This is a genomic window from Chromobacterium violaceum ATCC 12472 (assembly GCF_000007705.1).
GTDB classification, from domain to species: Bacteria; Pseudomonadota; Gammaproteobacteria; order Burkholderiales; family Chromobacteriaceae; genus Chromobacterium; species Chromobacterium violaceum.
The window spans coordinates 151,932-177,757 of record NC_005085.1; the positions used below are offsets into that span (position 1 = coordinate 151,932).

General features: G+C 67.6%; 31 protein-coding genes. 25 read left to right on the forward strand and 6 right to left on the reverse strand.

Annotated features, from left to right (window positions below; translation table 11 throughout):
- Positions 1 to 215 precede the first annotated feature (215 nt).
- Both CV_RS23245 and CV_RS23250 read left to right on the forward strand, forming a co-directional pair.
- Positions 216 to 548, forward strand: a complete 333-nt coding sequence (locus tag CV_RS23245; RefSeq protein ID WP_147296173.1) for a hypothetical protein — start codon at positions 216 to 218, stop codon at positions 546 to 548.
- A 221-nt stretch (positions 549 to 769) separates the two neighbouring features.
- A complete protein-coding gene (locus tag CV_RS23250; protein ID WP_011133695.1) occupies positions 770 to 1,192 on the forward strand; it encodes a hypothetical protein in 423 nt (140 codons plus the stop codon).
- Between the two features lie 165 nt (positions 1,193 to 1,357).
- Here the strand turns inward: CV_RS23250 and CV_RS00625 are convergent, their stop codons facing one another.
- A complete protein-coding gene (locus CV_RS00625) occupies positions 1,358 to 2,569 on the reverse strand; it encodes an MFS transporter (RefSeq protein ID WP_227590103.1) in 1,212 nt (403 codons plus the stop codon).
- Positions 2,570 to 2,686: 117 nt separating this feature from the next.
- On the opposite strand from CV_RS00625, the gene CV_RS00630 reads away from it, so the two are divergent.
- Positions 2,687 to 3,571 (forward strand): LysR family transcriptional regulator, encoded by an 885-nt coding sequence (locus CV_RS00630; protein WP_011133697.1) that lies wholly within the window; start codon positions 2,687 to 2,689, stop codon positions 3,569 to 3,571.
- 178 nt (positions 3,572 to 3,749) lie between these two features.
- Here the strand turns inward: CV_RS00630 and CV_RS00635 are convergent, their stop codons facing one another.
- Together CV_RS00635 and edd are read right to left on the reverse strand one after the other, a co-directional pair.
- Entirely contained in the window at positions 3,750 to 4,376 is a 627-nt protein-coding gene (locus CV_RS00635) for a bifunctional 4-hydroxy-2-oxoglutarate aldolase/2-dehydro-3-deoxy-phosphogluconate aldolase (protein ID WP_011133698.1), read from the reverse strand.
- A gap of 64 nt (positions 4,377 to 4,440) precedes the next feature.
- Positions 4,441 to 6,273: a phosphogluconate dehydratase gene (edd, locus tag CV_RS00640; RefSeq protein WP_011133699.1), complete on the reverse strand. Its 1,833-nt coding sequence runs from the start codon at positions 6,271 to 6,273 to the stop codon at positions 4,441 to 4,443.
- Positions 6,274 to 6,531: 258 nt separating this feature from the next.
- Between edd and zwf the strand changes: the two genes are divergently transcribed.
- The 6 genes from zwf (at position 6,532) to CV_RS00670 (ending at position 12,918) form a co-directional block, all read left to right on the forward strand.
- Positions 6,532 to 8,010, forward strand: a complete 1,479-nt coding sequence (gene zwf, locus CV_RS00645) for a glucose-6-phosphate dehydrogenase (protein ID WP_011133700.1) — start codon at positions 6,532 to 6,534, stop codon at positions 8,008 to 8,010.
- 162 nt (positions 8,011 to 8,172) lie between these two features.
- Complete coding sequence (gene pgl / locus CV_RS00650) at positions 8,173 to 8,850, forward strand: 6-phosphogluconolactonase (protein WP_043595184.1); 678 nt, start codon at positions 8,173 to 8,175, stop codon at positions 8,848 to 8,850.
- Positions 8,831 to 9,877: a glucokinase gene (locus tag CV_RS00655; protein WP_043595186.1), complete on the forward strand. Its 1,047-nt coding sequence runs from the start codon at positions 8,831 to 8,833 to the stop codon at positions 9,875 to 9,877. The genes pgl and CV_RS00655 overlap by 20 nt, the downstream gene beginning before the upstream one ends.
- Positions 9,870 to 10,718, forward strand: coding sequence for a transcriptional regulator HexR (gene hexR / locus CV_RS00660; RefSeq protein WP_011133703.1), 849 nt, complete (start codon positions 9,870 to 9,872; stop codon positions 10,716 to 10,718). The genes CV_RS00655 and hexR overlap by 8 nt, the downstream gene beginning before the upstream one ends.
- A gap of 11 nt (positions 10,719 to 10,729) precedes the next feature.
- A complete protein-coding gene (gene pgi / locus CV_RS00665) occupies positions 10,730 to 12,373 on the forward strand; it encodes a glucose-6-phosphate isomerase (RefSeq protein ID WP_011133704.1) in 1,644 nt (547 codons plus the stop codon).
- Positions 12,374 to 12,525: 152 nt separating this feature from the next.
- On the forward strand, positions 12,526 to 12,918 hold the full coding sequence (locus CV_RS00670) for a hypothetical protein (protein ID WP_043595188.1): 393 nt from the start codon (positions 12,526 to 12,528) through the stop codon (positions 12,916 to 12,918).
- Here CV_RS00670 and thiE read toward each other — a convergent pair.
- Together thiE and CV_RS00680 are read right to left on the reverse strand one after the other, a co-directional pair.
- The gene (gene thiE / locus CV_RS00675; protein ID WP_011133705.1) at positions 12,884 to 13,507 is read right to left on the reverse strand and encodes a thiamine phosphate synthase; all 624 of its coding nucleotides are present in this window, start codon (positions 13,505 to 13,507) and stop codon (positions 12,884 to 12,886) included. The genes CV_RS00670 and thiE overlap by 35 nt on opposite strands.
- On the reverse strand, positions 13,491 to 14,336 hold the full coding sequence (locus tag CV_RS00680) for a bifunctional hydroxymethylpyrimidine kinase/phosphomethylpyrimidine kinase (RefSeq protein ID WP_011133706.1): 846 nt from the start codon (positions 14,334 to 14,336) through the stop codon (positions 13,491 to 13,493). Before CV_RS00680 ends, thiE begins: the two co-directional genes overlap by 17 nt.
- Positions 14,337 to 14,410: 74 nt before the next feature.
- Here CV_RS00680 and CV_RS00685 point away from each other — a divergent pair, with 74 nt between their 5' ends.
- The 16 genes from CV_RS00685 to CV_RS00760 all read left to right on the forward strand — a co-directional run bounded on the left by CV_RS00685 (position 14,411) and on the right by CV_RS00760 (position 25,189).
- Complete coding sequence (locus CV_RS00685; RefSeq protein WP_011133707.1) at positions 14,411 to 14,575, forward strand: rubredoxin; 165 nt, start codon at positions 14,411 to 14,413, stop codon at positions 14,573 to 14,575.
- Positions 14,575 to 15,396 carry a M48 family metallopeptidase gene (locus CV_RS00690; RefSeq protein ID WP_011133708.1) on the forward strand — a complete coding sequence of 274 codons (822 nt, stop codon included), beginning with the start codon at positions 14,575 to 14,577 and terminating at the stop codon, positions 15,394 to 15,396. Before CV_RS00685 ends, CV_RS00690 begins: the two co-directional genes overlap by 1 nt.
- A gap of 3 nt (positions 15,397 to 15,399) precedes the next feature.
- The gene (locus CV_RS00695) at positions 15,400 to 15,747 is read left to right on the forward strand and encodes an MmcQ/YjbR family DNA-binding protein (RefSeq protein ID WP_011133709.1); all 348 of its coding nucleotides are present in this window, start codon (positions 15,400 to 15,402) and stop codon (positions 15,745 to 15,747) included.
- 64 nt (positions 15,748 to 15,811) lie between these two features.
- The gene (locus CV_RS00700) at positions 15,812 to 16,228 is read left to right on the forward strand and encodes a CopD family protein (protein WP_011133710.1); all 417 of its coding nucleotides are present in this window, start codon (positions 15,812 to 15,814) and stop codon (positions 16,226 to 16,228) included.
- A gap of 41 nt (positions 16,229 to 16,269) precedes the next feature.
- Positions 16,270 to 16,731: a CYTH domain-containing protein gene (locus CV_RS00705; RefSeq protein ID WP_011133711.1), complete on the forward strand. Its 462-nt coding sequence runs from the start codon at positions 16,270 to 16,272 to the stop codon at positions 16,729 to 16,731.
- A gap of 72 nt (positions 16,732 to 16,803) precedes the next feature.
- Positions 16,804 to 17,094 (forward strand): hypothetical protein, encoded by a 291-nt coding sequence (locus CV_RS00710; protein WP_011133712.1) that lies wholly within the window; start codon positions 16,804 to 16,806, stop codon positions 17,092 to 17,094.
- Between the two features lie 80 nt (positions 17,095 to 17,174).
- Positions 17,175 to 18,395, forward strand: coding sequence for a molybdopterin-dependent oxidoreductase (locus CV_RS00715; RefSeq protein ID WP_011133713.1), 1,221 nt, complete (start codon positions 17,175 to 17,177; stop codon positions 18,393 to 18,395).
- Positions 18,392 to 18,715, forward strand: a complete 324-nt coding sequence (locus tag CV_RS00720; protein ID WP_011133714.1) for a hypothetical protein — start codon at positions 18,392 to 18,394, stop codon at positions 18,713 to 18,715. The genes CV_RS00715 and CV_RS00720 overlap by 4 nt, the downstream gene beginning before the upstream one ends.
- 69 nt (positions 18,716 to 18,784) lie before the next feature.
- Complete coding sequence (locus CV_RS00725) at positions 18,785 to 19,606, forward strand: CPBP family intramembrane glutamic endopeptidase (RefSeq protein ID WP_011133715.1); 822 nt, start codon at positions 18,785 to 18,787, stop codon at positions 19,604 to 19,606.
- A gap of 125 nt (positions 19,607 to 19,731) precedes the next feature.
- A complete protein-coding gene (gene purE / locus CV_RS00730) occupies positions 19,732 to 20,220 on the forward strand; it encodes a 5-(carboxyamino)imidazole ribonucleotide mutase (protein ID WP_011133716.1) in 489 nt (162 codons plus the stop codon).
- Positions 20,220 to 21,350, forward strand: coding sequence for a 5-(carboxyamino)imidazole ribonucleotide synthase (locus CV_RS00735; RefSeq protein WP_011133717.1), 1,131 nt, complete (start codon positions 20,220 to 20,222; stop codon positions 21,348 to 21,350). The genes purE and CV_RS00735 overlap by 1 nt, the downstream gene beginning before the upstream one ends.
- Positions 21,351 to 21,394: 44 nt before the next feature.
- A complete protein-coding gene (gene fos / locus CV_RS00740; RefSeq protein ID WP_043595193.1) occupies positions 21,395 to 21,811 on the forward strand; it encodes a fosfomycin resistance glutathione transferase in 417 nt (138 codons plus the stop codon).
- Positions 21,811 to 22,500, forward strand: a complete 690-nt coding sequence (locus CV_RS00745; RefSeq protein WP_011133719.1) for a DNA alkylation repair protein — start codon at positions 21,811 to 21,813, stop codon at positions 22,498 to 22,500. Before fos ends, CV_RS00745 begins: the two co-directional genes overlap by 1 nt.
- Positions 22,500 to 23,378, forward strand: coding sequence for a phosphoribosylaminoimidazolesuccinocarboxamide synthase (locus CV_RS00750; protein ID WP_043595195.1), 879 nt, complete (start codon positions 22,500 to 22,502; stop codon positions 23,376 to 23,378). The genes CV_RS00745 and CV_RS00750 overlap by 1 nt, the downstream gene beginning before the upstream one ends.
- Before the next feature lie 145 nt (positions 23,379 to 23,523).
- Entirely contained in the window at positions 23,524 to 24,105 is a 582-nt protein-coding gene (locus tag CV_RS00755; protein WP_011133721.1) for a GNAT family N-acetyltransferase, read from the forward strand.
- 133 nt (positions 24,106 to 24,238) lie between these two features.
- Entirely contained in the window at positions 24,239 to 25,189 is a 951-nt protein-coding gene (locus CV_RS00760) for an alpha/beta hydrolase (RefSeq protein ID WP_011133722.1), read from the forward strand.
- An 8-nt stretch (positions 25,190 to 25,197) separates the two neighbouring features.
- Here the strand turns inward: CV_RS00760 and CV_RS00765 are convergent, their stop codons facing one another.
- Positions 25,198 to 25,764, reverse strand: a complete 567-nt coding sequence (locus CV_RS00765; RefSeq protein WP_011133723.1) for a carbonic anhydrase — start codon at positions 25,762 to 25,764, stop codon at positions 25,198 to 25,200.
- Between the last annotated feature and the right edge of the window lie 62 nt (positions 25,765 to 25,826).

A 25,826-nucleotide genomic window follows, 5' to 3' on the forward strand; every position in this document is an offset into this window, starting at 1 on the left:
AAATATAACAATTCATTGTATCGGACGCGCTAAAGCGAGTCGCTGAATTCAAACATTAGAGAGTGTTGAACTTCATTTTATTCAGCCCAGTCCACGGTCCTGAGTGTATCGGGCGGCAAAAAAGCTGCACGCAAAGGGATTGCCCATGCGAGATCCAAAAAACGAACAGAAATTTCTTAAATGGCTATCGGACAAATATACTAAGCGTTTTGGATATGGAATTCGCAACATTGACGAATGACCATTTTTTTACTACTTACAGTGTAAAAGACCTCCCGAGCTGGCTATATTCTATTGATGGCAATCTTGCCAACTCGCACGTAATTGACTGGGCAAAAGAACTTGAAATAAAAGGCTTAATAAAATTTCCCCCGAATGGCTACGAATTCTTTCTAACCAAAGCTGGCTATGAGGCAGTTAGTCGCAGCCGCCTTCAAAAGATCACAATATGGCTCAACAAAAACCCAGGAGTAATAGCACTCCTTGCGCTATTGGTCTCACTTGGAAGTTTTATTGTTGCAATAGTTGCACTAAATACAAGCAGCTAATATTAAAATCATTAGGAACGCAAAGGGTCGTAGATTAAGATGCCGATTTAGGACCGTAGGTTGGGCTTCATTTTATTCAGCCCAACCTACGGTCCTCATTGTCTAACCGGACGTTATCCGGCATGCCTGCGCCGTGTGTTATTTCATTTTTGCCCTGTTTTTCCACTCTGTCGTAAGCCGTTTAACTCAAACGTTAGTATTCAATTGGTACAGGAGAGGTCATGGAATACAAAAAATCAATCAATCAAATAAAAAAAGAAGCAAGATCTGAGTCTATGAATAAATGGATTTCTCGAATAGAAGAAGAGACAGATATTTTAACGGAAGGCGAGACTCCTACTGAGAGAATGGAGGATTTGATTGAAAAGATTAAGACTGCCATGGTTTCAGGAGATAATTTTGATGAGTCAATTAACAATTTAATTGCAAGTGCCTATAGTCAAGGGGTTCAAGGAGGCTTTGCGAAAGCATTGAGCAAGTTTAGCTCAGGCGCAATCACCACTCGAAAAATATCAAATGAAGAGTTTTGGGTTTTACATACAAATTCAACCCAATATCAAATTTCGGCTAAGTTACCAACAGTTAATAGTGAGATACAAAAGACAACTGTAAAAATAAAATTATCCGAGCATGGTTTTGAATGATAAGTTTTAAACTGCGTACCCCGGATATTGCCAGGATGGGCGTGGTTTGGCGGAACTCCCGGCTTGGCCGGGATTCCGCCCTACGGCTGAAGATTTCGCGTAGGGCGGATGCCCCGTTCACGGGGTGATCCGCCGTTCACTGTGTAGCCATAACCTAAGTCTCAATCAAACCGACACATCCGCCGGACGAGCCTTGGCTTGCCAGCTGTCGCCGCGCCTATCCAAGCTCAAACTGAGCCAAGCCAGCAAGGCCAACCCCGCGCCCAGCCACAAGGGCGCGCGCAGGCCCCAGCCGGCGTCCAGGCACAGCCCGCCGGCCCAGGCGCCGAACATCAGTCCCAGGTTCACCACCGCCATGTGCAGGCTGTTCACCATCGGCCCGCTGCCGCCGGCGCGCACCACCCGCGCCACCATCGCCGGATTCATCGGCAGGCCGGCCAGCCCCAGCAGGCACACCGCCGCCAGCGTCAGCGCCTGCCATTGCGCGCCCAGCGCCAAGGCCGTCATCGCCAGCAGCAGCGTCAGGATGCCGCCCTGCAGCACCCGCCGGGTATGGCGGTCGGCCAGGCGGCCGGTCACCAGGTTGCCAAGCACGGTGGCCGCGCCATAGACGCCGAACAGCAGCGGCACCATGGCCGGGGAAAAACCGCTGACGCGCAGGAACAGCGGCGCGAGATAAGTGAAGACGGCGAACACCGCCCCTATGATCAAACCGCTGCTCAGATAAGCCAGCCACAGCGATGGCCGCCGCAGCGCGCGCCACTCCGCGCCGGCATCCTGGCGGACGGGCCTTGCCCCGGCCGGGACCGCGGCGGCGATGCCCAGCATCGCCAGCCCCACCAGCGCCGCCACCAGCCAGAACGCCGGCCGCCAGCCCCAGTGCCGGTCCAGCAGCGTCGCCATCGGCAGGCCGGCCACCGAAGCCAACATCAGGCCGTTCAGCACCAGGCCGGCGGCGCGGGCGATGCGGTCCATGCCCACCAGCTCGCCGGCCAGGGCCAGCGCCACGCCGAAGAAGGCCGATTGCGCGATGCCGCAGACGATGCGCGAGGCCAGCATCTGCGGATAGCCGTCGGCCATCGCGCCGATCAGCTGGCCGATCAGGAACACCGCCAGCAGGCCCAACAGCGCCGGCTTGCGCCGGACCGCACGCAGCCGCCAGGTCAGCAAGGGCCCGCCGACGACCACGCTGGCGGCGAAGGCGGATACCAGATTGCCGACATCGGCCAGCGACGCGTGGAAAGCCGCCGCCAGCGACGGCATCATGCCGGCCACCATGAATTCCGAGGTGGCCATCGCGAAAATGCACAGGCTGAGCAGGTAGATGGCGGCGGGCAGCGGCGGCGCGCCGGAGCCTCCGGAACGGATTTTTGTCATCGGCACGGCAAAGCTCCTCGTGATGTCAGGCCCCCATGCTAAAAGCGCGTCCATGACGGATAAATGGGTTAGCATGCCGCTCATAACGGAATAATTTTCCGTAATCCAGAGAAAATCATGGACAGAATGAGCGGAATCGAGCTGTTCGCCCAGATCGCGCGCCAGGGCAGCCTGGTGGCCGCCGGGCGGCAGCTGGGCCTGTCGGCGTCGGCGGTGGGCAAGGGGCTGGCGCGGCTGGAACAGCGGCTGGGCGCGCGGCTGGTCCACCGCAGCACGCGGCGGCTGGCGCTGACCGCCGAGGGCCAGCAATACCTGGCGCGCTGCCTGCGCATCCTGGAAGAGGCGGAAGCGGCCGAGCGCGAGCTGCAACAGGGCCTGGCCGCGCCCAGCGGGCGGCTGAAGGTGGGGGTGCCGCACGAGAGCGGCCTGCTGACGCCCCATCTGGCCGACTTCATGCGCCGCTACCCGCAAGTGGCGCTGGACCTGGACTACAGCGACAGGCTGGTGGACGTGATAGGCGAGGGTTTCGACGTGGTGGTGCGCGGCGGCGAGCCCGGCGACTCCCGGCTGGCCGCGCGGCGCTTGGGCAGCTACCGCATGCGCCTGCTGGCCTCGCCCGGCTATCTGGCCGAATACGGCAGACCGCAAACGGCGCGCGATCTGCAACGCCACCGCTGCCTGCACTACCGGCTGCCGCACAGCGGCAAGCTGCTGCCGTGGCCGCTGGTGGGCGCGGAAGGGGAAGACGCGTCGCCGCCGGTCAGCGCCAGCTGCAATACCGGCGAAGCGCTGATCGAGCTGGCGGCGCGCGGCATGGGCATCGTCTGCCTGCCGGATTTCTCCGTCCGCCGCGAGCTGGCCGCCGGCGCGCTGGCGCTGCTGGATGCGCCCCAGGTGGCGCGCAGCGGGAATATGTATCTGCTGTGGCCGGCGATGCCGGCGATGCCGCCCAGGCTGCGCGCCTTCATCGACCACATGGCCGAGCGGGTGTTCGCGCCCTGAAAGCCGCTAGGCGAACTGCTGATCCTGCGTCGCGCCTCCCTGCCGTACGGCGGGCCCCGCCTGCGCCGGCGCGCCTGGGATCGGGTCCGCCGCGAGGTGTGGTCAGCGGCGCCTGACCCTCGCGCGGCCATGAAAAATGCCGCCCATGGGCGGCATCGATGAAGCGGCAACGGGACGCTCAGCCGGCGCTCAGCTGGCAGGCCTCGCGGGCCAGCGCGGTGATGCGGCCCCAGTCGCGCGCGGCGATGGCGTCGTCCGGCGTCAGCCAGCTGCCGCCGACGGCCAGCACATTGGGCAGCGCCAGGTATTCCGGCGCCTTCTTGATGTCGATGCCGCCGGTCGGGCAGAAGCGCAGGTCCGGGAAGGGGCTGGCCAGCGACTTCAAGAGCTTGACGCCGCCCACCGCCTCGGCCGGGAACAGCTTCAGGGTGTTGAAGCCCTCGTCCTGCGCCCACATCGCCTCCGACGGGGTGGCGATGCCGGGGATCAGCGTCAGGTTGGACGCGCGCGCCGCCGAGGCCAGCTCGCCGGAGAAGCCGGGGCTGATGCCGAACTGGGCGCCGGCGTCCACCGCCGCCTCCAGTTGGGCGCGGTTGCGCAGCGTGCCGGCGCCGACGATGGCTTCCGGCACTTCGTCGCGCATGCGGCGCATCGCCGCCAGCGCGGCCTTGGTGCGCAGCGTCACTTCCAGCACCTTGATGCCGCCGTCCACCAGCGCGCGGGCCAGGTCCACCGCCACCGCGGCGTCGTTGACGATGATCACCGGAACCACCGGGCCCTGGCGCAGTACAGACAATGCATCCATTTCTATCTCCTGTTGGCGGGCGGCGCTCAGTCCGCGCCGCCTTGCTGAATTATGCGAGCCGCGCTCAGTTCCAGGCCGGGTGGCGGAAGCTCATCGCGCCAGCCTCGGCCTCGTCGGCACCGTGGCGGAACACCGCGAACAGCTCGCGGCCCATGCCGTAATCGTTGTGCGACAGGTCGGCCTGGGCCTGTTCGCGCGCATCCCACTCGGCCTGGCTCACCAGCGCGGACAGCTCGCCGGTTTCGGCGTCGACGCGGATCAGGTCGCCGTCGCGGACCTTGCCGATGGCGCCGCCGGACAGCGCTTCCGGCGACACGTGGATGGCGGCCGGCACCTTGCCGGACGCGCCGGACATGCGGCCGTCGGTGACCAGCGCCACCTTGAAGCCGCGCTCCTGCAGAATGGTCAGCGCCGGGGTCAGCTTGTGCAGTTCCGGCATGCCGTTGGCGCGCGGGCCCTGGAAGCGGATCACCGCGACGAAGTCCTTTTCCAGCTCGCCGCGCTTGAAGGCGGCCAGCATGTCGTTCTGGTCGTGGAACACCACCGCCGGCGCTTCCACCACCCGGTGTTCCGGCTTCACCGCCGACACCTTGATCACCGCGCGGCCGATATTGCCGGCCATCAGCTTCAGGCCGCCGTCAGCGGAGAACGGGTTGGACGCCGGGCGCAGCACGCTGTCGTCGCCACTGACCGCCGGCGCGTCGCGCCACTTCAGTTCGCCGTTGTCCAGCCACGGCTCCTGGGTGTAGCGCGACAGGCCGCGGCCCATCACCGTGCCCACGTCCTCGTGCAGCAGGCCGGCGGACAGCAGCTCGCGGATCACGAAACCCATGCCGCCGGCGGCGTGGAAGTGGTTCACGTCGGCCTTGCCGTTGGGGTAGGCGCGCACCAGCAGCGGGATGACGGCGGACAGCTGGTCGAAATCGTCCCAGTTGACGTCGATGCCGGCGGCGCGGGCGATGGCCACGATGTGCATGGTGTGGTTGGTGGAGCCGCCGGTGGCCAGCAGGCCGACGATGGCGTTGACGATGGACTTCTCGTCTATCATCTCGCCCACCGGGGTGAACTGCTCGCCCTGGGCGGCGATCTTCTTGCCCTGGATGGCGGCCGCGCGGGTCAGCGCCTCGCGCAGCGGGGTGTTCGGGTTGACGAAGGCGGCGCCCGGCAGGTGCAGACCCATGATCTCCATCAGCATCTGGTTGGAGTTGGCGGTGCCGTAGAAGGTACAGGTGCCGGGGCCGTGGTAGGACTGGCATTCTGACTCCAGCAGCGCGTCGCGGCCGACCTTGCCTTCGGCGTACAGCTGGCGCACCTTGGCCTTCTCGTCGTTGGCGATGCCGGTGGTCATCGGACCAGCGGGAACGAACACCGCCGGCAGGTGGCCGAAGGTGAGGGCGCCTATCATCAGGCCCGGCACGATCTTGTCGCACACGCCCAGGTAGAGCGCGGCGTCGAACATCTGGTGCGACAAGGCCACCGCGGTGCTCATCGCGATCACGTCGCGGCTGAACAGCGACAGCTCCATGCCCGGCTGGCCTTGCGTCACGCCGTCGCACATCGCCGGCACGCCGCCGGCGAACTGGGCGGTGGCGCCGGCGGACAGCGCGGCCTCCTTCAGCCAGGCCGGAAAGGCGGCCAGCGGCTGGTGGGCCGACAGCATGTCGTTGTAGGAAGAGACGATGGCCAGGTTGGCGCGGTGCTCTTCCTTCAGGTGGATCTTGACGCTATCGGGCATCGCCGCGAAGGCGTGGGCGAGGTTGGTGCAGGACAGCTGGGCGCGTTCCACCCGGCCCTGCTGGGCGGCGGCGCGCACACGGGCCAGGTAGGCGTCGCGGCGCGCGCGGCTGCGCGCGATGATGCGGTCGGTGACGGCGGACAGGGTGGGATGCAAAGCCATGGTGACGTTCCGTGATTGGATTTGAAACTGATAGTAGTTTTACTACACTCAAAATGCAAGGTTCGCTACGTGCCGCCGGCGGCGGCCCAAGGCGACTATCCTATTTCTTCTCAAGGATTTCCAGCGGAAATAGCCGATTCTTGAGCAAAGACAAATGGTGTTGCAAAAGCGGCCACATCGTCTGTACCGACGTAGACAGCACGATGGCGAATGGTAATATAACTACATCTAATACACTTAACGAGATGGAAGATCAGGATGGAGACTCGTTCTACCCCTACCCCGGCCTTCGACATGGTGCTGTTCGGCGGCGCCGGCGACCTGGTGATGCGCAAGCTGCTGCCTTCATTGTACCAGGCGCATAACGCCGGCCTGCTCAACGAACAGGGCCGCATCCTGGCGCTGGGCCGCAAGGACCTGAGCCGCGACGACTACCTGGCTTCCGTCGAAAAGCAGTCCCGCATCCATATCAAGTCCCACTTCGACGATGCCGCCTGGCAGAGCTTCTGTAGCCGCATCGACTACCTGCGCGTCGACGCCTCCCAGGCCGCCGACTACCCGGCGCTGGCCGAGAAGGTCGGCGACGACGCCGGCAAGGTGGTGGTGTGCTACCTTGCCACCGCGCCCAATCTGTTCGCCGGCATCTGCGAAAACCTGGCCGCGGTCGGCCTGAACCGCCCCAATGTGCGGGTGGTGCTGGAAAAGCCGCTGGGCACCGACCTCGACTCGTCCAACGAGATCAACGACGACGTCGCCCGCTTCTTCAAGGAAGAGCAGCTGTACCGGATCGACCACTACCTGGGCAAGGAGTCGGTGCAGAACCTGATGGCCATCCGCTTCGCCAACGCGCTGTTCGAGCCGCTGTGGCGCCGCGAATGGATACACGACGTGCAGATCACCATTTCGGAAGAACTGGGCGTCGGCAGCCGCGGCGATTTCTACGACGGCACCGGCGCGCTCAGGGACATGGTGCAGAACCACCTGCTGCAGCTGCTGTGCATCGTGGCGATGGAGCCGCCGGCCAACCTGGAAGCCGACGCCGTCCGCGACGAGAAGCTGAAGGTGCTGAAGGCGCTGCGCCCGTTCACCGAGCACGATGTCGCCGCCAAGACCGTGCGCGGCCAGTACAAGGCCGGCGCCAGCGGCGGCCAGCCGGTGGTCGGCTACCAGGACGAGGCCGGCATTCCCGCCGGCAGCCAGACCGAGACCTTCGTCGCCATCAAGGCCGAGATCGACAACTGGCGCTGGGCCGGCGTGCCCTTCTTCCTGCGCACCGGCAAGCGGATGCAGGAACGCCTGGCCGAGATCGTCATCAACTTCCGCGATGTGCCGCACCAGGTGTTCACCGGCCCGCTGGGCGGCAGCCACCACGCCAACCGGCTGGTGATCCGCCTGCAGCCCGAGGAAAGCATCCGCCTGTACTTCCTGGCCAAGGAGCCGGGCGACACCATGCGCCTGCAGCCGGCCTACCTGGACCTGGACTTCTACAAGGCGTTCAAGGTGCGCCGCGCCGACGCCTACGAGCGCCTGCTCTTGGACGTGATCCGCGGCAAGCTGGCGCTGTTCATGCGCCGCGACGAGCTGATCGAGGCCTGGCGCTGGGTCGAGCCCATCATGGACACCTGGGCCGCCAGCACCAACAACCCGCCCAAGCAATACACCGCCGGCAGCTGGGGCCCGGCCGCGTCCAGCGCGCTGCTGTCGCGCGACGGCATCAGCTGGCACGAGGAGTGTTAAGGTAGGGCGGAGGCCCCTTCGGGGGGTTCCGCCTTTTTCACGCCCATCGACGAACATGGCGGAACGCCCGCTCCGCGGGCTTCCGCCTTACGAAAACACCATTGGGGTGGAAGGCCCGTAAAGCCGTTTTCCGCCCCCGCAAGAAGCAACCGAGGTAAGCGAATGAACTGGTTGGAATTCCCCGACGCCGCGCAGCAAACCGACGCGCTGGCCAACAGCGTCGCCGCCCGCCTGTCCGCCGCAATCGAAAGCCGCGGCCAGGCCGCGCTGGCGGTGTCCGGCGGCAAGTCGCCGATACCGCTGTTCAAGCTCTTGTCCGAGATGGCGATAGACTGGGCGCGCGTCACCGTCAGCCTGGTGGACGAGCGCTTCGTCGCCCCCGACCACGCCGACAGCAACGCCGCGCTGGTGCGCGCGCACCTGCTGCAGAACCGCGCCACGGCCGCGCGCTTCCTGCCGCTGGTGCGCGCCGTCGCCAACATCGACGCCGAGGTGGCGGCCGACAACCGCGACTTCATCGCGCCGGACGTCGCCATCCTGGGCATGGGCGAGGACGGCCACACCGCCTCGCTGTTCCCCGGCGCGCCGGAGCTGGCCGCCGGCCTGGACCTCGCCAACCCGGCGCCCTTCCTGGCGGTGACGCCGCAGACCGCGCCGCACCGCCGCGTGTCGCTGAGCCGCGCCGCGCTGCTGCAAGCCGGCTGCCTGATCCTGTCCATCCAGGGCGCGAAGAAGCGCGAAGTGCTGGAAGCCGCCGCCCGCGGCCCCGACGACGCGCTGCCCATCAGCCATTTCCTGGCCCAGGACAAGGTGCCGATCGATGTCTACTGGTCTGCCTGAAGCCTGGCCGCGGCTGCTCGGCGACGTCGGCGGCAGCAACGCGCGCTTCGCGCTGGAAACCGCGCCCGGGGTGATTGAAGACATCCTGACGCTGTCCAATGAGCGCTACCCGACGCTGGAGGACGCGCTGCGCGACTACCTGGCCCAGGTCGGCGCGCGCCGCGTCGCCCACGCCGCCATCGGCATCGCCAATCCGCTGAACGGCGACCTGGTGCGGATGACCAATTGCCATTGGTCGTTTTCCATCGAAGCGACGCGCCGCGCGCTGGGCCTCTCCACGCTGCTGCTGCTCAACGACTTCACCGCGCTGGCGCTGGCCCTGCCCAGGCTGCCGCGCCGGGAGCTGGCCCAGGTGGGCGGCGGCGCGCCGCGGCCGGACGCGCCGCTGGCGCTGATCGGCCCCGGCACCGGGCTGGGCGTGTCGGCGCTGGTGCCGCACGCCGGCGGCTGGCGCGCGCTGGCCGGCGAGGGCGGCCACACCTCGTTCGCGCCGGCCAACGAACGCGAAATCGGCATCTGGCGCTACGCGTCCGCCCGCTTCGGCCACGTGTCGCACGAGCGGCTGCTGTCCGGCTCCGGCCTCAGCCTGCTGCACCGGGCGCTGTGCGCGCTGGACGGGGCGGAAGAGGCCGGCCTGGCGCCGGCCGAAGTCAGCGCCCGCGGCCTGTCCGGCGCCGACGCGCGCTGCCGCGAAGCACTGGAAATCTTCTGCGCGCTGCTGGGTTCGGCGGCCGGGAATCTGGCCTTGACCCTCGGTGCCCGTGGCGGGGTGTACATAGGTGGTGGTATTGTGCCGCGTTTGAGCGGTTTTTTTGAACAATCCCCATTTCGCCGCCGTTTCGAGGACAAGGGGCGGATGTCGGCCTATCTGGCCGACATCCCGGTTTACCTGATCACCAGCGCCTACCCGGCCCTGCCGGGCGTGGCCGCCCATCTGGCGGACCACCTGGCGCCGCGCAGCGACCCGGCCCCGGTGGCAGCGCCCACCCATCCTCGCGGCGGCACAGCAGGAGACATGCATGCTTGATCGCATTCGCGGCCAGCTGGAACAGCTGTCCTCGGCCGAACGCAAGGTGGCCGATCTGGTGCTGGAGCAGCCGTACACCGTGATCCAGGCCGCCGTCGCCGAGATCGCCAGGAACGCCGGCGTCAGCCAGCCCACCGTGATCCGCTTCTGCCGCACCGTCGGCTGCTCCGGCCTGCCCGACTTCAAGCTGAAGCTGGCCGGCAGCCTGGTAACCGGCGTGCCCTACGTCCACTCCAGCGTGCGCCCGGAAGACCCGACCTCGGAAATCGTGGCCAAGGTGTTCGACAACACCGTGTCGGCGCTGCTGAAGTGCCGCAACGACGTCAACCCGCAGGCGATAGAGGCCGCGGTGCGGCTGCTGACCGACGCCAACCGCATCGAGTTCTACGGCCTGGGCAACTCCGGCATCATCGCCGCCGACGCCCAGCACAAGTTCTTCCGCTTCGGCATTCCCACCGTCGCCTACTCCGACACCCACATCCAGATGATGGCGGCGTCGGTGCTGGGGCCGGACGATGTGCTGGTGGCCATCTCCAGCTCCGGCCGCACCATGGAGCTCCTGGACGCGGTGGACGTGGCGCTGGCCTCCGGCGCCAAGGTGATCGCGCTGACCACCAGCGGCTCGCCGCTGGCGCGCCGCGCCACCGTGTCGCTGATCGCCGACACGCTGGAAGACAACGAAACCTACAGCCCGATGATCTCGCGCATCGTGCACCTGGTTCAGATCGACATCCTGACGGTCAGCGTGGCCCTGCGCCGCGGCCCGGGCCTGATCCGCCAGCTGGAAAAGACCAAACACAGCCTGAAGAACCGCAGGCTGGACAACAAGCAACCGGAATAGGACGAAACATCATGAGTGAACTGACCGAACTGCCGGCCTGGCAGGCCCTTTGGGACCACTTCGCCGAGGCCAAGCACCTGCACATGCGCGACCTGTTCGCGGCCGATCCGGGCCGCGCCGAGCGCTACTCGCTGGAAGTGGGCGGACTGTTCCTCGACTATTCCAAGAACCGCATCACCGACGCCACCCTGCTGGGCCTGATGGAGCTGGCGCGCGAAGCCGGCCTGCCCGCGCGCATCAAGGCGATGTTCAAGGGCGAGAAGATCAACCGCACCGAGAACCGCGCGGTGCTGCACGTGGCGCTGCGCAACCGCACCAACTCGCCGATCCGCGTCGACGGCGAGGACGTGATGCCCAAGGTGAACTCGGTGCTGGAGCGGATGGGCAAGTTCGCCCACGCGGTGCGCTCCGGCGACTGGCTGGGCTTCACCAACCAGCCGATCACCGACATCGTCAACATCGGCATCGGCGGCTCCGACCTGGGCCCGCTGATGGTCTGTTCCGCGCTGAAGCCCTTCGGCCACCCGCGGCTGAACATGCACTTCGTCTCCAACGTCGACGGCGCCCAGCTGAAGGAAACGCTGAAGAAGGTGCATCCGGAGACCACGCTGTTCGTGGTGGAATCCAAGACCTTCACCACCCAGGAAACGCTGACCAACGCGCTCACCGCGCGCGAGTGGTTCCTGTCGCACGCCCGCGACGAGGGCGCGGTGGCCAAGCACTTCGTCGCCGTGTCCACCAACCAGAAGGCGGTGGCCGAGTTCGGCATCGACCCGGCCAATATGTTCGAATTCTGGAACTGGGTCGGCGGCCGCTACAGCCTGTGGTCGGCGATCGGCCTGCCCATCATGCTCTACCTGGGCGAGGAGAACTTCACCGAGCTGCTCAACGGCGCCCACATCATGGACCAGCACTTCATGAACGCGCCGTTCGAGCAGAACATGCCGGTGCTGCTGGCGATGATAGGCGTGTGGTACATCAACTACTACGGCGGCGGCAGCCACGTGATCGCGCCGTACGACCAATACCTGCACCGGCTGCCGGCCTTCATCCAGCAGCTGGACATGGAGTCCAACGGCAAGCAGGTGACGCTGTCCGGCCAGCCGGTGGATTTCGAGACCGCGCCCATCATCTGGGGCGAGACCGGCATCAACGGCCAGCACGCCTTCTTCCAGCTGTTGCACCAGGGCACCCACATCTCGCCGATCGACCTGATCGCCTCGCTGGGCAACCGCGCCAGCCTGCCCGGCCACCACGAGATCCTGCTGGCCAACGTGTTCGCCCAGGCCGAGGCCTTCATGCGCGGCAAGACCGCCGACGAGGTGCGCGCCGAGCTGGCCGAACAGGGCCTGTCGGGCGAGGAGATGGAAGCGCTGGTGCCGCACAAGGTGTTCGGCGGCAACCGCCCGACCAACACCCTGCTGATGAGCCGGCTGGACCCGCGCAACCTGGGCTCGCTGATCGCGCTGTACGAGCACAAGATCTTCGTCCAGGGCGTGATCTGGCACATCAACAGCTTCGACCAGTGGGGCGTGGAGCTGGGCAAGCAGCTGGCCAAGACCATCCACGCCGAGCTGACCGGCAAGCTGGAGCAGGCCGAGCACGACAGCTCCACCCGCAGGCTGATCCAGCTGTACCGCAAGGCCAACGGCTGAGCGCGCCGTCCGCATCGAAAAAATCCCCTGTCATGCGGCAGGGGATTTTTCATTCTGCGAACGTCGGGATATCCCTGATTGTCGGACAGGGGGATCGCTGGTGGAATGGCGGCACAAGTCTGAAAACAATATGGACTGATAGATTCATCGGGATGAGTAAGCTCTGCAGTACCGCGCTGGCCGGCTTCATGCTGGCGAGCAGCCTGGCCGGCCATGCCGGCCAGGTTTTCCGCATAGACGGCGACTCCGCCGCCCCGATCACGCTGCGCGGCACCGTGATCGGTCCCGTGCGCTCCGGCAGCAAGGCCGAAGGCACGTTTTTCCAGGCCTATCACCTGAAGCTGGACCATCCGCTGCGGCTGGACGACGGCGCCGCCTGCGGCGAGCAGGAAATGCGCAGCCTGGCGCTGAGCCAGGAAGACATGGCCAGGCTGAAGGGCCGCGCCGTCACCGTGCGCGCCCGCGCCTTCTGCCAGGAAGACCGCGCCGGCAGCTACCGGCTGGCCGACATCACCGTGCTCCGAACCAACCCGCCAGCGCTCTAGCGGCGGCGGCGGTGTCATCCGCGTCGAACAAGCCCCCAATCACCGCGATCGCGTCGGCGCCGGCCTCGACCGCCCGCCCCGCGTTGCCGGCCGCGATGCCGCCTATCGCCACCGCGTTGGCGCCCAGCGCCGCGGCGTCAGCGAACAGCGACAGCGGCGCGGCGGCCGCGTGCGGCTTGGTCCGCGACGGAAACACCGCGCCGAAGGCGACGTAGCTGGCCCCGGCGGCCAGCGCCGCGCGCGCCAGTTCGATGCGGTCGTAGCAGGAGGCGCCGATCACCGCGTCCGCGCCCAGCCGGCGCCGCGCCGCGGCGATGTCGCCGTCGTCGCGCCCCAGGTGGACGCCGTCGGCGCCGATCCGCTCCGCCAATTCGACATCATCGTTGACGATGAACAGCGCGCCATGGGCGCGGCACAGCCGCTGCAGCTCGGCCGCCTGCCGCAGCCGGCGCCCGGCGTCGCCGCTCTTGTCGCGGTATTGCAGCGCGCGCGCGCCGCCAGCCAGCGCAGCGGCCGCCAGCGCGAACAGCCGGGCATCGTCCAGCCCGTCCGGCGTCACCGCGTACAGCCCCTCAACTCTTGGCGGCATCGCCGTCTTCCTCGTCGTCGCCGCGCGCCCAGAACATCCGGTCCGGCAGGAACTGCCCCATGCCGGGGCGGAAGCCGTTGAGCAGGGTCTGGTAGGTGTATTCCTGCGCCTCGCGCACCGCCTCCGGCAGCAAGAGGCCGGTGGCCAGCATGCCGGCGATGGCCGAGGCCAGCGTGCAGCCGGAGCCGTGGTAGCTGCCGGGCAGCCGCTCCCAGTGGTCGGCGCGCACCACGCCGTCCTGGCCGTACAGGCTGTTGATCACTTCCTTGGTGTTCTCGTGGGTGCCGGTGATCAGCAGATAGGGGCTGCCCAATGCCAGGATGCGCTCGGCGCACTGATCCAGCGTCAGCTCCTCGTCCTCGTCCGGATCGTTGCTGGCCAGCCGGCGCGCCTCCAGGCTGTTGGGCGTCAGGATGGACACCTGCGGGATCAGCATGTCGCGCATCGCGCCGATCAGGTCCTCGTCGGCCAGCTCGTGGCCGCCGCCGCTGGCCAGCACCGGGTCCAGCACCACCGGGATGTCCGGGTAGTCGGCGATCAGCTGCGACACCACGGCGACGTTCTCCACGCTGCCCAGCATGCCGATCTTGAACGCCGCCACCGGCATGTCCTCCATCAGGAAACGGGCCTGGTCGTTGACCCAGTCGGAATCCAGCACCATCAGGTCGTTGACGCCCACGGTGTCCTGCACCGTGATCGCGGTGATCACCGACAGCGGGTGGCAGCCCAGGCTGGCCAGCGTCAGGATGTCGGCCTGGATGCCGGCGCCGCCGGAAGGGTCGGAACCGGCCAGGGTCAGCACCACGGGAGGGGAGGGTGGAGTGGTCAAGGGCGAACCTCTTCTGTTTTATTGCGGTGGCACGATTTAGAATACCCATTTTATCCGAACACGAGGGCGATGCGATGCGTACTTGGATGTGTCTGATCTGCGGTTTCATCTACGACGAGGAAGCCGGCCGGCCGGAAGACGGCATCCCGCCGGGCACGCGCTGGGAAGACCTGCCGCCCAACTGGACCTGCCCCGACTGCGACGCCCGCAAGGACGATTTCCAGATGGTGGAAATCTGATGGCCAAGCACTGGAAACGCTGGCTGGGCGGCGCGCTGCTGGCCGCCCTGCTGGCCGCCTGCGCCCAGGTGAGCACCACCGCCGGCGGCGCGGTCGGCGTCAACCGCAGCCAGAGCATGCTGCTGTCCAGCCAGGAAGTGGAGCAGATGTCGGCCAAGTCCTACGCCGGCGAGTTGCAAAAAGCCCGCGCCGCGGGCCGCCTGAACACCGACCCGGCGCTGACCGCGCGCGTGCGCCGCGTGTCGCAGCGGCTGATCGCCCAGACGCCGTCCTTCCGTCCCGACGCCCGCAACTGGCGCTGGGAAGTGAACGTGCTGACCACCGACGACATGAACGCCTACGCGATGGCCGGCGGCAAGATCATGGTCTACACCGGCCTGGTGAAACAGCTGAAGCTGTCCGACGCCGAGCTCGCCGCCGTGATCGGCCACGAGATCTCGCACGCGCTGCGCGAGCACACCCGCGAGAACATGAGCCAGGCCTACGCGCAGCAGATGGGCCTGGGCCTGGTCGGCGCGCTGGTCGGCCTCAACGACAGCCAGCTGAAGCTGGCCTCGCTGGTCGGCGACGTGACGCTGTCCAAGCCGCACAGCCGCACCATGGAGTCCGAGGCCGACATCATGGGCCTGGAGCTGATGGCCCGCGCCGGCTACGATCCCAACGCCGCGGTCAACGTCTGGCAGAAGATGCAGGCGGCCGGCGGCGGCGGCGGCATGGAATTCCTGTCCACCCACCCGTCGGGCCCCACCCGCATCCGCGACCTGCAAGCCCATATCCCGCAGGTGTGGCCGCTGTACCAGGCCGCGCCGAAGAAAGGCTGAGCGATGCCGCTGCCCGCCGCCCTGTTCGACGAGATGCTGGATCATGCCCGCGCGCTGCCGGGCGCCGAGTTCGACGTCAAATGGGGCGGGACGCGGGTGGTCTCCATCGGCGGCAAGATGTTCCTGGTGTGCGGCGAGGCCGGCATCAGCTACAAAGTAGCCGACGATGACTTCCTGGCGTTGTCCGGCCTGCCCGGCGTGCGCCCGGCGCCGTATCTGGCCCGCGCCCGCTGGGTGCAGGTGGTTTCGCTGGAGGCGCTGGCGCCCGATGACATCCGCCGCGGCATCGAGCGCTCGCGCCAGCTTGTGCTTAGCAAGCTGCCGAAGGCGCAACGGCAGGCCTGGTCCTGATCCGGCGGGAACCGGGCCGGCCCCGTCCGGTCCATCGCCCCATCCCGCTCCCATTGGAAAGTCGATGAGCTACCTGTACCTGAAAGCCTTACACATCTTCTTCGTGGTGTCCTGGTTCGCCGGCCTGTTCTATCTGCCGCGGCTGTTCGTCAACCTGGCGCTGGCCGCCGAGGGCGACGAATACGGCCGCCTGCTGCTGATGGCGAAAAAGCTGCTGCGCTTCATGACGCCGCTGGGCCTGCTGGCGCTGGCCACCGGACTCGGCCTGTGGCTCGGCTTCGGCATCGCCGGCGGCTGGCTGCACGCCAAGGTGGCGCTGGTGCTGCTGCTGGTCGGCTACCACGGCTACTGCGCCAGGCTGTACGCGGACTTCGCCGCCCGCCGCAACCGCAGGAGCCACACCTGGTTCCGCGTGTTCAACGAACTGCCGGTGCTGGTCTTGCTGGCGGTGGTGATCCTGGTGGTGGTCAAGCCGTTCTGACCCATCCCCAACCCTGAATGTTTCGCTTGAGGACTTGATCGATGGCATTGGAAATCGAACGCCGCTTCGTGGTGAGCGGCGACGGCTGGCGCGGCCTGGCGCCGGCCGTGCAATACCGCCAGGGCTATCTGTCGGTGGAAAAGGAGCGCACCGTGCGGGTGCGGGTGGTCGGCCAGCAAGCCTGGCTGACGCTGAAGAGCCATATCAGCAACGTCAGCCGCCACGAGTTCGAATACCCGATTCCGCTGGCCGACGCGCAGACCATCATGGGCGCGATGTGCCCGATGGTGGTGGACAAGCTGCGCCACCGCATCGAGCATGGCGGCTTTGTCTGGGAAGTGGACGAATTCTTCGGCGACAACGCCGGCCTGGTGCTGGCCGAGATCGAGCTGCCGGACGAGGACACCCCGTTCGCCAAGCCGGACTGGGTGGGCGAGGAAGTGACCGAGGACGGCCGCTACACCAACGCCTACCTGTCCAAGCATCCCTACCGCAGCTGGTAGCAGGGCGCGGCCGGGCGAACCAGTCCCGCCCGGCCGGGTCTATCGTGTTTTGATCCGGATTCCCGCCGATAGATGTCCACGCCTTCCTCCGAATGGATTCCCGCCGCCGCGCTGCTGGGCTTGTACCTCGGCTCGCTGCTGTATTCGCTGTTCCAGGGCTGGCACCAGCGCCGGCTGTACTGGCTGGGCTGCGCGCTGCTGCTGGTCGCCGGCCTGCTGCTGATGCTGCTGGCCGAGCCCGCCGCGTCCGACGCCGGCGAAATGCCGCCCGGCTTCGGCCTGGGCGTATGGGTGGCCGCGCTGGGCATCCTCGCCACCGCGGCGGGCGCGCTGACCCGGCGCTGGCGCGCCCGCCGCGGCTGAGCGCCTGTCCCTTTCCCCGGTAGACGGCCGCCCGCGCGGCGCCTAGCATCGCGTCCATTCCCTTCTGGAAAGGCGCGGACATGGACGATGCCGCCACCCGCCGGGCCTTGCTGAAAGCCGGCCTCGCCGCCGGCCTGCTGGGCCTGGCGGGCCGCCCGCGCGCCGCCTGGCTGGAGCAGGGCTTCGACAACGGCTGGCGCGAGCTGGTCCCCTATCCGCAGAAGATGCCGCTGTTGCGCATCACCACCCGCCCGGTGCATCTGGAAACGCCGTTTTCCCAATTCGACCGCGGGCTGATCACGCCCAACGAGGCGGTGTTCGTCCGCTACCACCTGGCCGGCCACCCGCTGGACATCGACCCCGCCGCCCACACGCTGACCATAGACGGCAAGGTGAGGCGGCCGCTGACGCTGACGCTGAGCGAGCTGCAGCGCTTTCCCCGCTTCAAGCAAACCGTGGTGATGCAATGCGCCGGCAACGGCCGCGGCCTGTTCCAGCCGCGGGTGCAGGGCGCGCAGCTGGGCAACGGCTCGATGGCCTGCGTCGAGATGGCCGGCGCGCGGCTGGCCGACGTGCTGGCCGCCGCCGGCGTGATCGACGGCGCGCGCCAGATCGCCTGCCGCGGCACCGACCAGCCGGCGCTGGAGGTAACGCCGGCCTTCGTCCGCTCGCTGGACCTCGCCGACGCGCTGCGGCCGGAGGCGATGATCGCCTGGGAGATGAACGGCCAGCCGCTGCCGGTGCTGAACGGCTACCCGATCCGGCTGGTCATCCCCGGCTTCTACGCCGCCTACTGGATCAAGCACCTGTCGCATATCGAGGTGCTCGACCATGTGTTCGACGGCTGGTTCGCCAGCCAGGCCTACACCGTGCCCGACACGCCGGACAACGGCGTGCCGCCGGGAACCAAGCCGGACAGGACGGCGCGGCTGACCCGGATGAAGGTGCGTAGCTTCATCACCCACCCCGCCCACGGCGACGCGATCGCCGCGCCGGACGGCCGGCTGGCGCTGCGCGGCATCGCCTTCGACGGCGGCAGCGGCATCCGCCGGGTGGACGTTTCCGCCGACGGCGGCGACAGCTGGCGGCAGGCCGAGCTGGGCCCCGACATCGGCCGCTTCGCCTTCCGGCCGTGGACGCTGACGCTGGACGGCGTGAAGCCGGGCCCGCTGACTCTGATGGCGCGCGCCGCCGCCAACGACGGCCAGCGCCAGCCGCTGCGCCAGCCGTGGAACCCCGGCGGCTACGCCCGCAACGTCGCCGAGCGGGTGGAAATCGTCGTCGCCGAGGTTAAGCGATGAGGGCCGCGCTGCTGGCGCTGGCCCTGCTGGCCGCCCCCGCCGGCGCCGCCAGCATCGCGCTGCCCAACGAGACGGCGATGCTGCCGGACAGCGGCCATCCCGGCTACCAGGCCGCGCTGCGGCGCTGCCTGGTCTGCCATTCCGCCGATTACATCGCGCTGCAGCCCGACTTCGACGAAGCGCGCTGGCGCGCCGTCGTCGACAAGATGCGGCTGGCGTTCAAGGCGCCCATCCCGGCGGAAGAGGCGGCGCCGATCGCCGCCTACCTGGCCGACGCCCAGCGCCGCCGGCTGCTGCGGCCGCATCCGCCCCAGCCCTGAGGAAGCGTTTGGCCTCGCCGCGTCCAAGCCTTATCATCGGGCGCTTGCCCATCCCGCGACGGAGCCGCCATGTTGACGCTTTCCTCCCTGACGCTGGCCGCCTACGGCCTGCTGGCGCTGGGCCTGACCGCCGCCAGCCTGCGCCAGGAAGCGCCCGGCTGGATCGCCCTGATCACCAGCGCGATGCTGGCGCTGGCCGCCGGCGTGCTGCAGCCGCTGGGCGCGCTGGCCGCGGCCATCGTCGCCGGGCTGACGCTGGCGCTGCGCCGCCATCCGCGGCCGGAGCTGCACCTGGTATGGATCGCCGCGCTGCTGGCGCTGGCGGTGCACGCGCTGCCCGGCTTCGACAACCCGCTGCTGTGGCAGGGCCGGGCCAGCCCCGACAGCGCGCCCTACCGGCTGTTCTGGAGCTACGACAAGGGCTTGGCCGGCCTGCTGCTGTTGTTAAACCTCGCCCGCGCGCCGCTGCCGGAGCGGCGGCTGGGCTGGCCGGCGGCCGCGGTCGGCGCGCTGGCGCTGCTGTTCGTGCTCGGCATCGCCGCCGCCGTCGGCGTGATCGGCTTCGCGCCCAAGTGGCCGTCCTGGCTGCTGCCGTGGCTGCTGGCCAACTGCTTCCTGGCGTCGCTGGTGGAGGAAGCCTTCTTCCGCGCCGGCGTCCAGCGCTGGCTGGAGCTGCGCACCGAGCCTTTCGCCGCGCTGATGGCGGCGTCGCTGCTGTTCGGCCTCGCCCACCTGGCCGGCGGCTGGGCCTGGATGGGCCTGGCCACGCTGGCCGGCATAGGCTACGGCCTGATCTACGCCGCGCGGCGCCAGCTGTGGCTGGCGGTGCTGGCGCACCTGGGTTTCAACACCCTGCACCTGCTGCTGTTCACCTATCCGAAACTGGCGTGAGAGCATTGTTTCGAGACAGCTTTATTCTCTAACTGTCTTGATATGAAAATAAAAAACCATAACGGGTAGCCCGCGCCATCGGTTAAAATCGCGTTCTTCGTTCACCATCCGCGAGCAGCATCGCCATGATTGAAGTCGGCATCGTGATGGGTAGCAACAGCGACTGGGAAGTGATGCAGCACGCCGCCCGCGTGCTGAAAAACTTCGGCGTCGCCTGCGAAACCCGCGTCGTCTCCGCCCACCGCACCCCGGACCTGCTGTTCCAGTACGCCGAAGAAGCCGCGCCGCGCGGCCTGAAGGCCATCATCGCCGGCGCCGGCGGGGCCGCCCATCTGCCGGGCATGCTGGCCGCCAAGACCCACGTGCCGGTGCTGGGCGTGCCGGTGCCGTCCAAATACCTGCGCGGCGAGGATTCGCTGCTGTCCATCGTCCAGATGCCCAAGGGCATCCCGGTGGCCACCTTCGCCATCGGCGAGGCCGGCGCCGCCAACGCCGCGCTGTTCGCGGTGGCGATGCTGGCGACCACCCGGCCGGAACTGGCCGAGCAACTGATCGGCTTCCGCAAGCAACAGGAAGCAACCGTGCTGGCGATGACATTGCCGGAGGTCGAATAATGGCCGCCATCCTGCCGCCGGCGATGCTGGGCATACTCGGCGGCGGACAGCTCGGCCGCATGTTCGCCGTGGCCGCCAAAACCATGGGCTACCGCGTCACCGTGCTGGATCCGGACGAGAACGCGCCGGCGGCGGCCTTCGCCGACCGCCACATCCGCGCGCCGTACAACGACCCGGCCGCGCTGCGCGAGCTGGCCGACAGCTGCGCCGCCGTCACCACCGAATTCGAGAACGTCAACGCCGACGCGATGCGCGAGCTGGCGCGCCGCACCCGCGTGTCGCCGTCCGGCGACTGCGTCGCCGTCGCCCAGGACCGCATCGCCGAGAAGGCCTGGATCAACAAGGCCGGCCTGCCGACCGCGCCCTACCTCGCCATCGAAAGCGTCGAGGACATCCAGGTGGACCTGGCGCCCTACCTGCCCGGCATCCTGAAGACCGCCCGCCTCGGCTACGACGGCAAGGGCCAGGTACGGGTGCAGACCGCCGACGAGGCGCGCGCCGCCTACGCCAACCTGGGCGGCCAGGCCTGCGTGCTGGAAAAAATGCTGGACCTGCAGCTGGAGGTGTCGGCCATCGTCACCCGCGTCAGCGGCGCGCAGAGCGCGGTGTTTCCGGTGGCGGAAAACATCCACAAGAACGGCATCCTCGACGAATCCATCGTGCCGGCGCGCATCGCTCCGGCGCTGGCGGCGCGGGCGCAGGACATGGCCCGGAAACTGGCCGAGGCGCTCGACTACGTCGGCGTGCTGGCGGTGGAATTCTTCGTGCTGGCCGACGACAGCCTGGTGGTCAACGAGATCGCGCCGCGGCCGCACAACTCCGGCCATTACACGCTCACCGCCTGCCTGACCGACCAGTTCCAGCAGCAGGTGCGCGCGATGTGCGGCCTGCTGCCGGGCCGCACCGACCTGCTCAGCCCGGTGGTGATGGTGAACCTGCTGGGCGACGTGTGGAAGGACGACGGCCACGAGCCCAACTGGGACGTGCTGGCCGAAGCGCCCAACGCCCAGCTGCACCTGTACGGCAAGAAGCAGGCGCGGCCGGGCCGCAAGATGGGCCACTTCAACGTGATGGCCGCCAGCGCCGACGAGGCGCTGGAGCAGGCCAGGGCGCTGAAGGACACCCTGTAGCGAGCGAGATGGCGAGGCCGGCGGCTTCGCCATTTTTCATCCCGATGAAGCTGAACGGACTCAATCATCTGACCCTGGCGGTCGCCGACCTGGACCGGTCCTGGGACTTCTACCACGGCCTGCTCGGCGCCCGGCCGCACGCGCGCTGGGCCGGCGGCGCCTACCTGAGCCTGGGCGAGTTGTGGCTGTGCCTGTCTCTGGACGCGCCCGAACCGGGCCGCGGCTACACCCATTACGCGTTCGGCGTCGCCGCCGCCGATTTTCCGGCCTGGGCGGCGCGCTTGCGCGACGCCGGCGTCCAAACCTGGAAAGACAACCGCAGCGAGGGCGACTCCTTCTACTTCCTGGACCCGGACGGCCATCGGCTGGAGCTGCACGTCGGCTCGCTGCAGAGCCGCCTCGCCGCCTGTCGCGCCCAACCCTATCGGGACATGGTGTTCTTCGAGCAGGAGGCCGGCTGATGGATCGAATCGACGCGCTGCGCGCCCAACTGACCGCCGCCGCCGATCCGGCGCGCGCGCCGGCGATGCGCGCCTATATGCGCGGGCAGTTCGACTTCCTCGGCGTCGCCGCGCCCGCGCGGCGCAAGGCCGCCGTAGCCTGGATCAAATCCCACGACACCGCCGGTCCTGATGTGTGGCTGACCTTGGCCGAGAGGCTGTGGCAAGAACCTGAGCGCGAATTCCAGTACGTGGCGCTCGACCTGCTGGCCCGCCATGCCGCCGAATTGCCGGCGGCCATCCTGCCGCGGCTGCTGGCGCTGGTGACCGCCAAGTCATGGTGGGACACCGTCGACGGCCTGGCGGCCTGGGTGATAGGCGGGCTGGTCCGCGGCCGGCGCGAACTGCAGACCGAGATGGACACGCTGGCCGGCGACAGCGATTTCTGGCTGCGCCGCGTCGCCATCCTGCACCAGTTGTATTGGAAGCGCGACACCGACGCCGGACGCCTGTTCCGCTATTGCTCGGCCAACGCCGCCGATCCCGAATTCTTCATCCGCAAGGCCATAGGCTGGGCCTTGCGCGAATACGCTTACACCGACGCCGAGGCCGTGCGCGGCTTCGTCGCGTCCGCCGCGCTGTCGCCGTTGTCGCGGCGCGAAGCGCTGAAACGAATCCAACAGAACCCCCTGCCCGCGAAGGAAGCATGATGACCGGACTCTCCACCACCAACCTGACCAGCCTGAAGAAGATCTACTCCGGCAAGGTGCGCGACCTGTACGAGATCGACGACCAGCGCATGCTGATGATCGCCACCGACCGGCTGTCCGCCTTCGACGTGATCCTGGACGACCCGATCCCGGCCAAGGGCCAAATCCTGACCGCCATCTCCAATTTCTGGTTCGACAAGCTGAAGGACGTGGTGCCCAACCACCTGACCGGCGACCAGCCCGAAGACGTGGTGGCGGCGGCCGACCTGCCGCAGGTGGAAGGCCGCGCGGTGGTGGCCAAGCGCCTGAAAGCAGTGCCGATCGAGGCGGTGGTGCGCGGCTACCTGGCCGGCTCCGGCTGGAAGGAATACCGGCAGTCCGGCTCGGTCTGCGGCATCGCGCTGCCGGCCGGGCTGAAGGAAGCGGACAAGCTGCCCGAGCCCATCTTCACCCCTTCCACCAAGGCGGCGGTGGGCGATCACGACGAAAACATCAGCTTCGCCCAGTGCGAGGCCATCGTCGGCGCCGAGCTGGCGGCCAAGGTGCGCGACACCGCCATCCTGCTGTACCAGACCGCCGCCGAATACGCGGCCACGCGCGGCATCATCATCTGCGACACCAAGTTCGAGTTCGGCCTGGACGAAAACGGCACGCTGACGTTGATGGACGAGGCGCTGACGCCGGATTCCAGCCGCTTCTGGCCGGCCGACAGCTACCAGCCCGGCAGCAACCCGCCGTCCTTCGACAAGCAGTTCGTCCGCGACTGGCTGGAGGCCTCGGGCTGGAACAAGCAGGCCCCGGCCCCGGCCGTGCCGCTGGACGTGCGCGAGAAGACCGCCGCCAAGTACCGCGAGGCGCTGGAGAAGCTGGCCGGCTGAAACCCCGCGCTTGCCGGAACCCTCCGGCGATGGCCGCGCCATAGCCTGGACCTCCCGCCGCCGGCCCCTCGCCGGCGGCGTCGCTTGAGCATCGCCCGGCGTTGCGACTACTATCTACGGCCATGTCATAAAAAAACGCAACGCCATGACCGTCGCCCAACCGATACTCGACACGCCACGGCTGCGGCTGCTGCCAGCCCGCCCGGAACTGGCCGCGGCCGCGCTCGACTACCATCTGCGCAACCGCGCCCACCTCGAGCCGTGGAACCCGACCGCCGGCCCGCAGTTCTACACCGAAGCCCACTGGGCGATGCAGCTGCGCCAGGCCGCGCGCAGCTGGGAGGAAGGCGTCAGCGCGCGCTTCCTGCTGGCGACGCCGGCCGAACCGGAACGGATCATCGGCACCGTCAGTTTCAGCAACATCGTCCGCGGCGTGTTCCAGGCCTGCCACCTCGGCTACGGCATAGACCGGGCGCGCGAGGGGCAGGGCCTGATGCGCGAGGCGCTGCAGGCGGCCATCGCCTTCGCCTTCGCGGATCTCAAGCTGCACCGCATCCAGGCGAATTACCAGCCGCACAACGTCCGCAGCGCGGCGCTGCTGCAAAAACTGGGTTTCGCCGTCGAAGGGCAGGCCAAGGACTACCTGTTCCTCGACGGCGCCTGGCGCGACCACGTGCTGACCTCGCTGACCAACCCGGATTTCGACCGCCGGACGCTGCTGGGCTGAGCGGATGGAAACCCCAATCTGGCGGCCTGGCCCGCGGCTTCGCGCGGGACGATCTCAAATGCCTGGGCCCGGCCGTCCGGGGGCGAATCGCCGCCGCGATCGCGTTAGACTAGAATCACAAAAAGGACAACGCATGTACCGTACTCTGCTGCCTGCCGCCGACGGCGTCGACATCCCCTTGTGCGAATGGCCATCGGACGGCCCGCCGCGCGCCGTGGTGCTGATTTCCCACGGCATGAGCGAGCACGCGGCCCGCTACGACCGTTTCGCCGGCGCGCTGACCGCCGCCGGCTACGCGGTGTACGCGCACGACCACCGCGGCCATGGCGACGCGCCGCAGCCGCGGGGTTTCTTCGCCGCCGACGACGGCTGGCGCAAAGTGGTGGAGGATATCGAGACGGTTCGCCGCCACGCGGCCGAGCGGCATCCCGGCCTGCCCATCGTCCTGTTTGGCCACAGCATGGGCAGTTTCATCGCCCGCGCCTATTTCCTGCGCCACGGCAAGCAGCTGTCCGGACTGATGCTGTCCTCCACCGGCTACCGCCAGCGGCCGCTGGCGAAAACGCTGGGCGCGCTGGCGCGCTGGCTGGGCCGCAGGGGCGGCGGGGACAAGCCCAGCCGGCTGATGGCGTCGCTGGTGTTCGGCAGCTTCAACCTGGGCTTTCCGCCGTGGCGGACCGCAATGGAATGGCTCAGCCGCGATCGGGCCGAGGTCGACGCCTATCTCGCCGATCCGCGCTGCGGCTTCGACCCGGCCCCGGGCCTGTGGGCCGACCTGTTCGCCGGCATCGTCGAAATGGAAAACGGCGAAGCGGCCGGAACCGGCCTCAACCGCCGCTGCGCCATCCTGCTGTTCGCCGGCAGCCGCGATCCGGTCAGCCTGGGCCGGCTGGCGCTGGGCCAGCTGGAAATCCGCTACCGCGACGCCGGCGTGCTGGACCTGCAAAGCAAGGTCTATCCGGGCGGCCGCCACGAAATGCTCAACGAGATCAACCGCGCCGAGGTGGAATCCGACCTGCTGGCTTGGCTGGATGCCAAAACGGCCGTCAGCCCGACGGCCGTCGCGGAGCCGGTCCACGCCTGAGTCCAGGCTCAGGCCGCGATGGACTCCGTCTTGCCGTCCAGCGCCATCAGATAGGTTTCCACCGCCAGCGCGGGATGCCTGGCCAGGATTTCGTCTTTCAGCTTCAGCAAGGCCTTGGCGTGGATCCGGGTTTCCTTGCCCGGGTCCTGCGCGAAGTCCTCTCCGAACGCCACCTTGTAGGCGCCGCAATCGCGGTGGTCCAGCAGCACCACCCGCTTGATGTGATGCAGGTCTATCGCCACGCCCAGATGCTGCCAGAACGTGGCGTTCCAGTCGGGAAACTGGTCGGTGATCGAGATCAGCGAGGCGCCGGCCAGCACGATGTGGTCGTACTTGCCGCGCAGGCCCAGGCCATCCATGAACTCGCCGAAGTCGTGGACCAGCCGGTAGTCCATGCAGGACAGCAGCAGCGCGTCGGTCTTCCCGGCGGCCCAGCTGGTGCGCGGCAGAAAGCTGCCCAGCAGCACGGCGCCGCCGCCCAGGGCGGCCAGTTTCAGGAAGCCGCGGCGGCCCAGCGGGCGCGCTTGCGGCGGGTTCAGGCAGTCGCCGTGAGCGTGAGGCGATGATTCGCACATGATTATTCTCCTTTGTCATGACGGCTGCGGCCGTCCAAGCGATTATAGATGGCTAGCGCGGT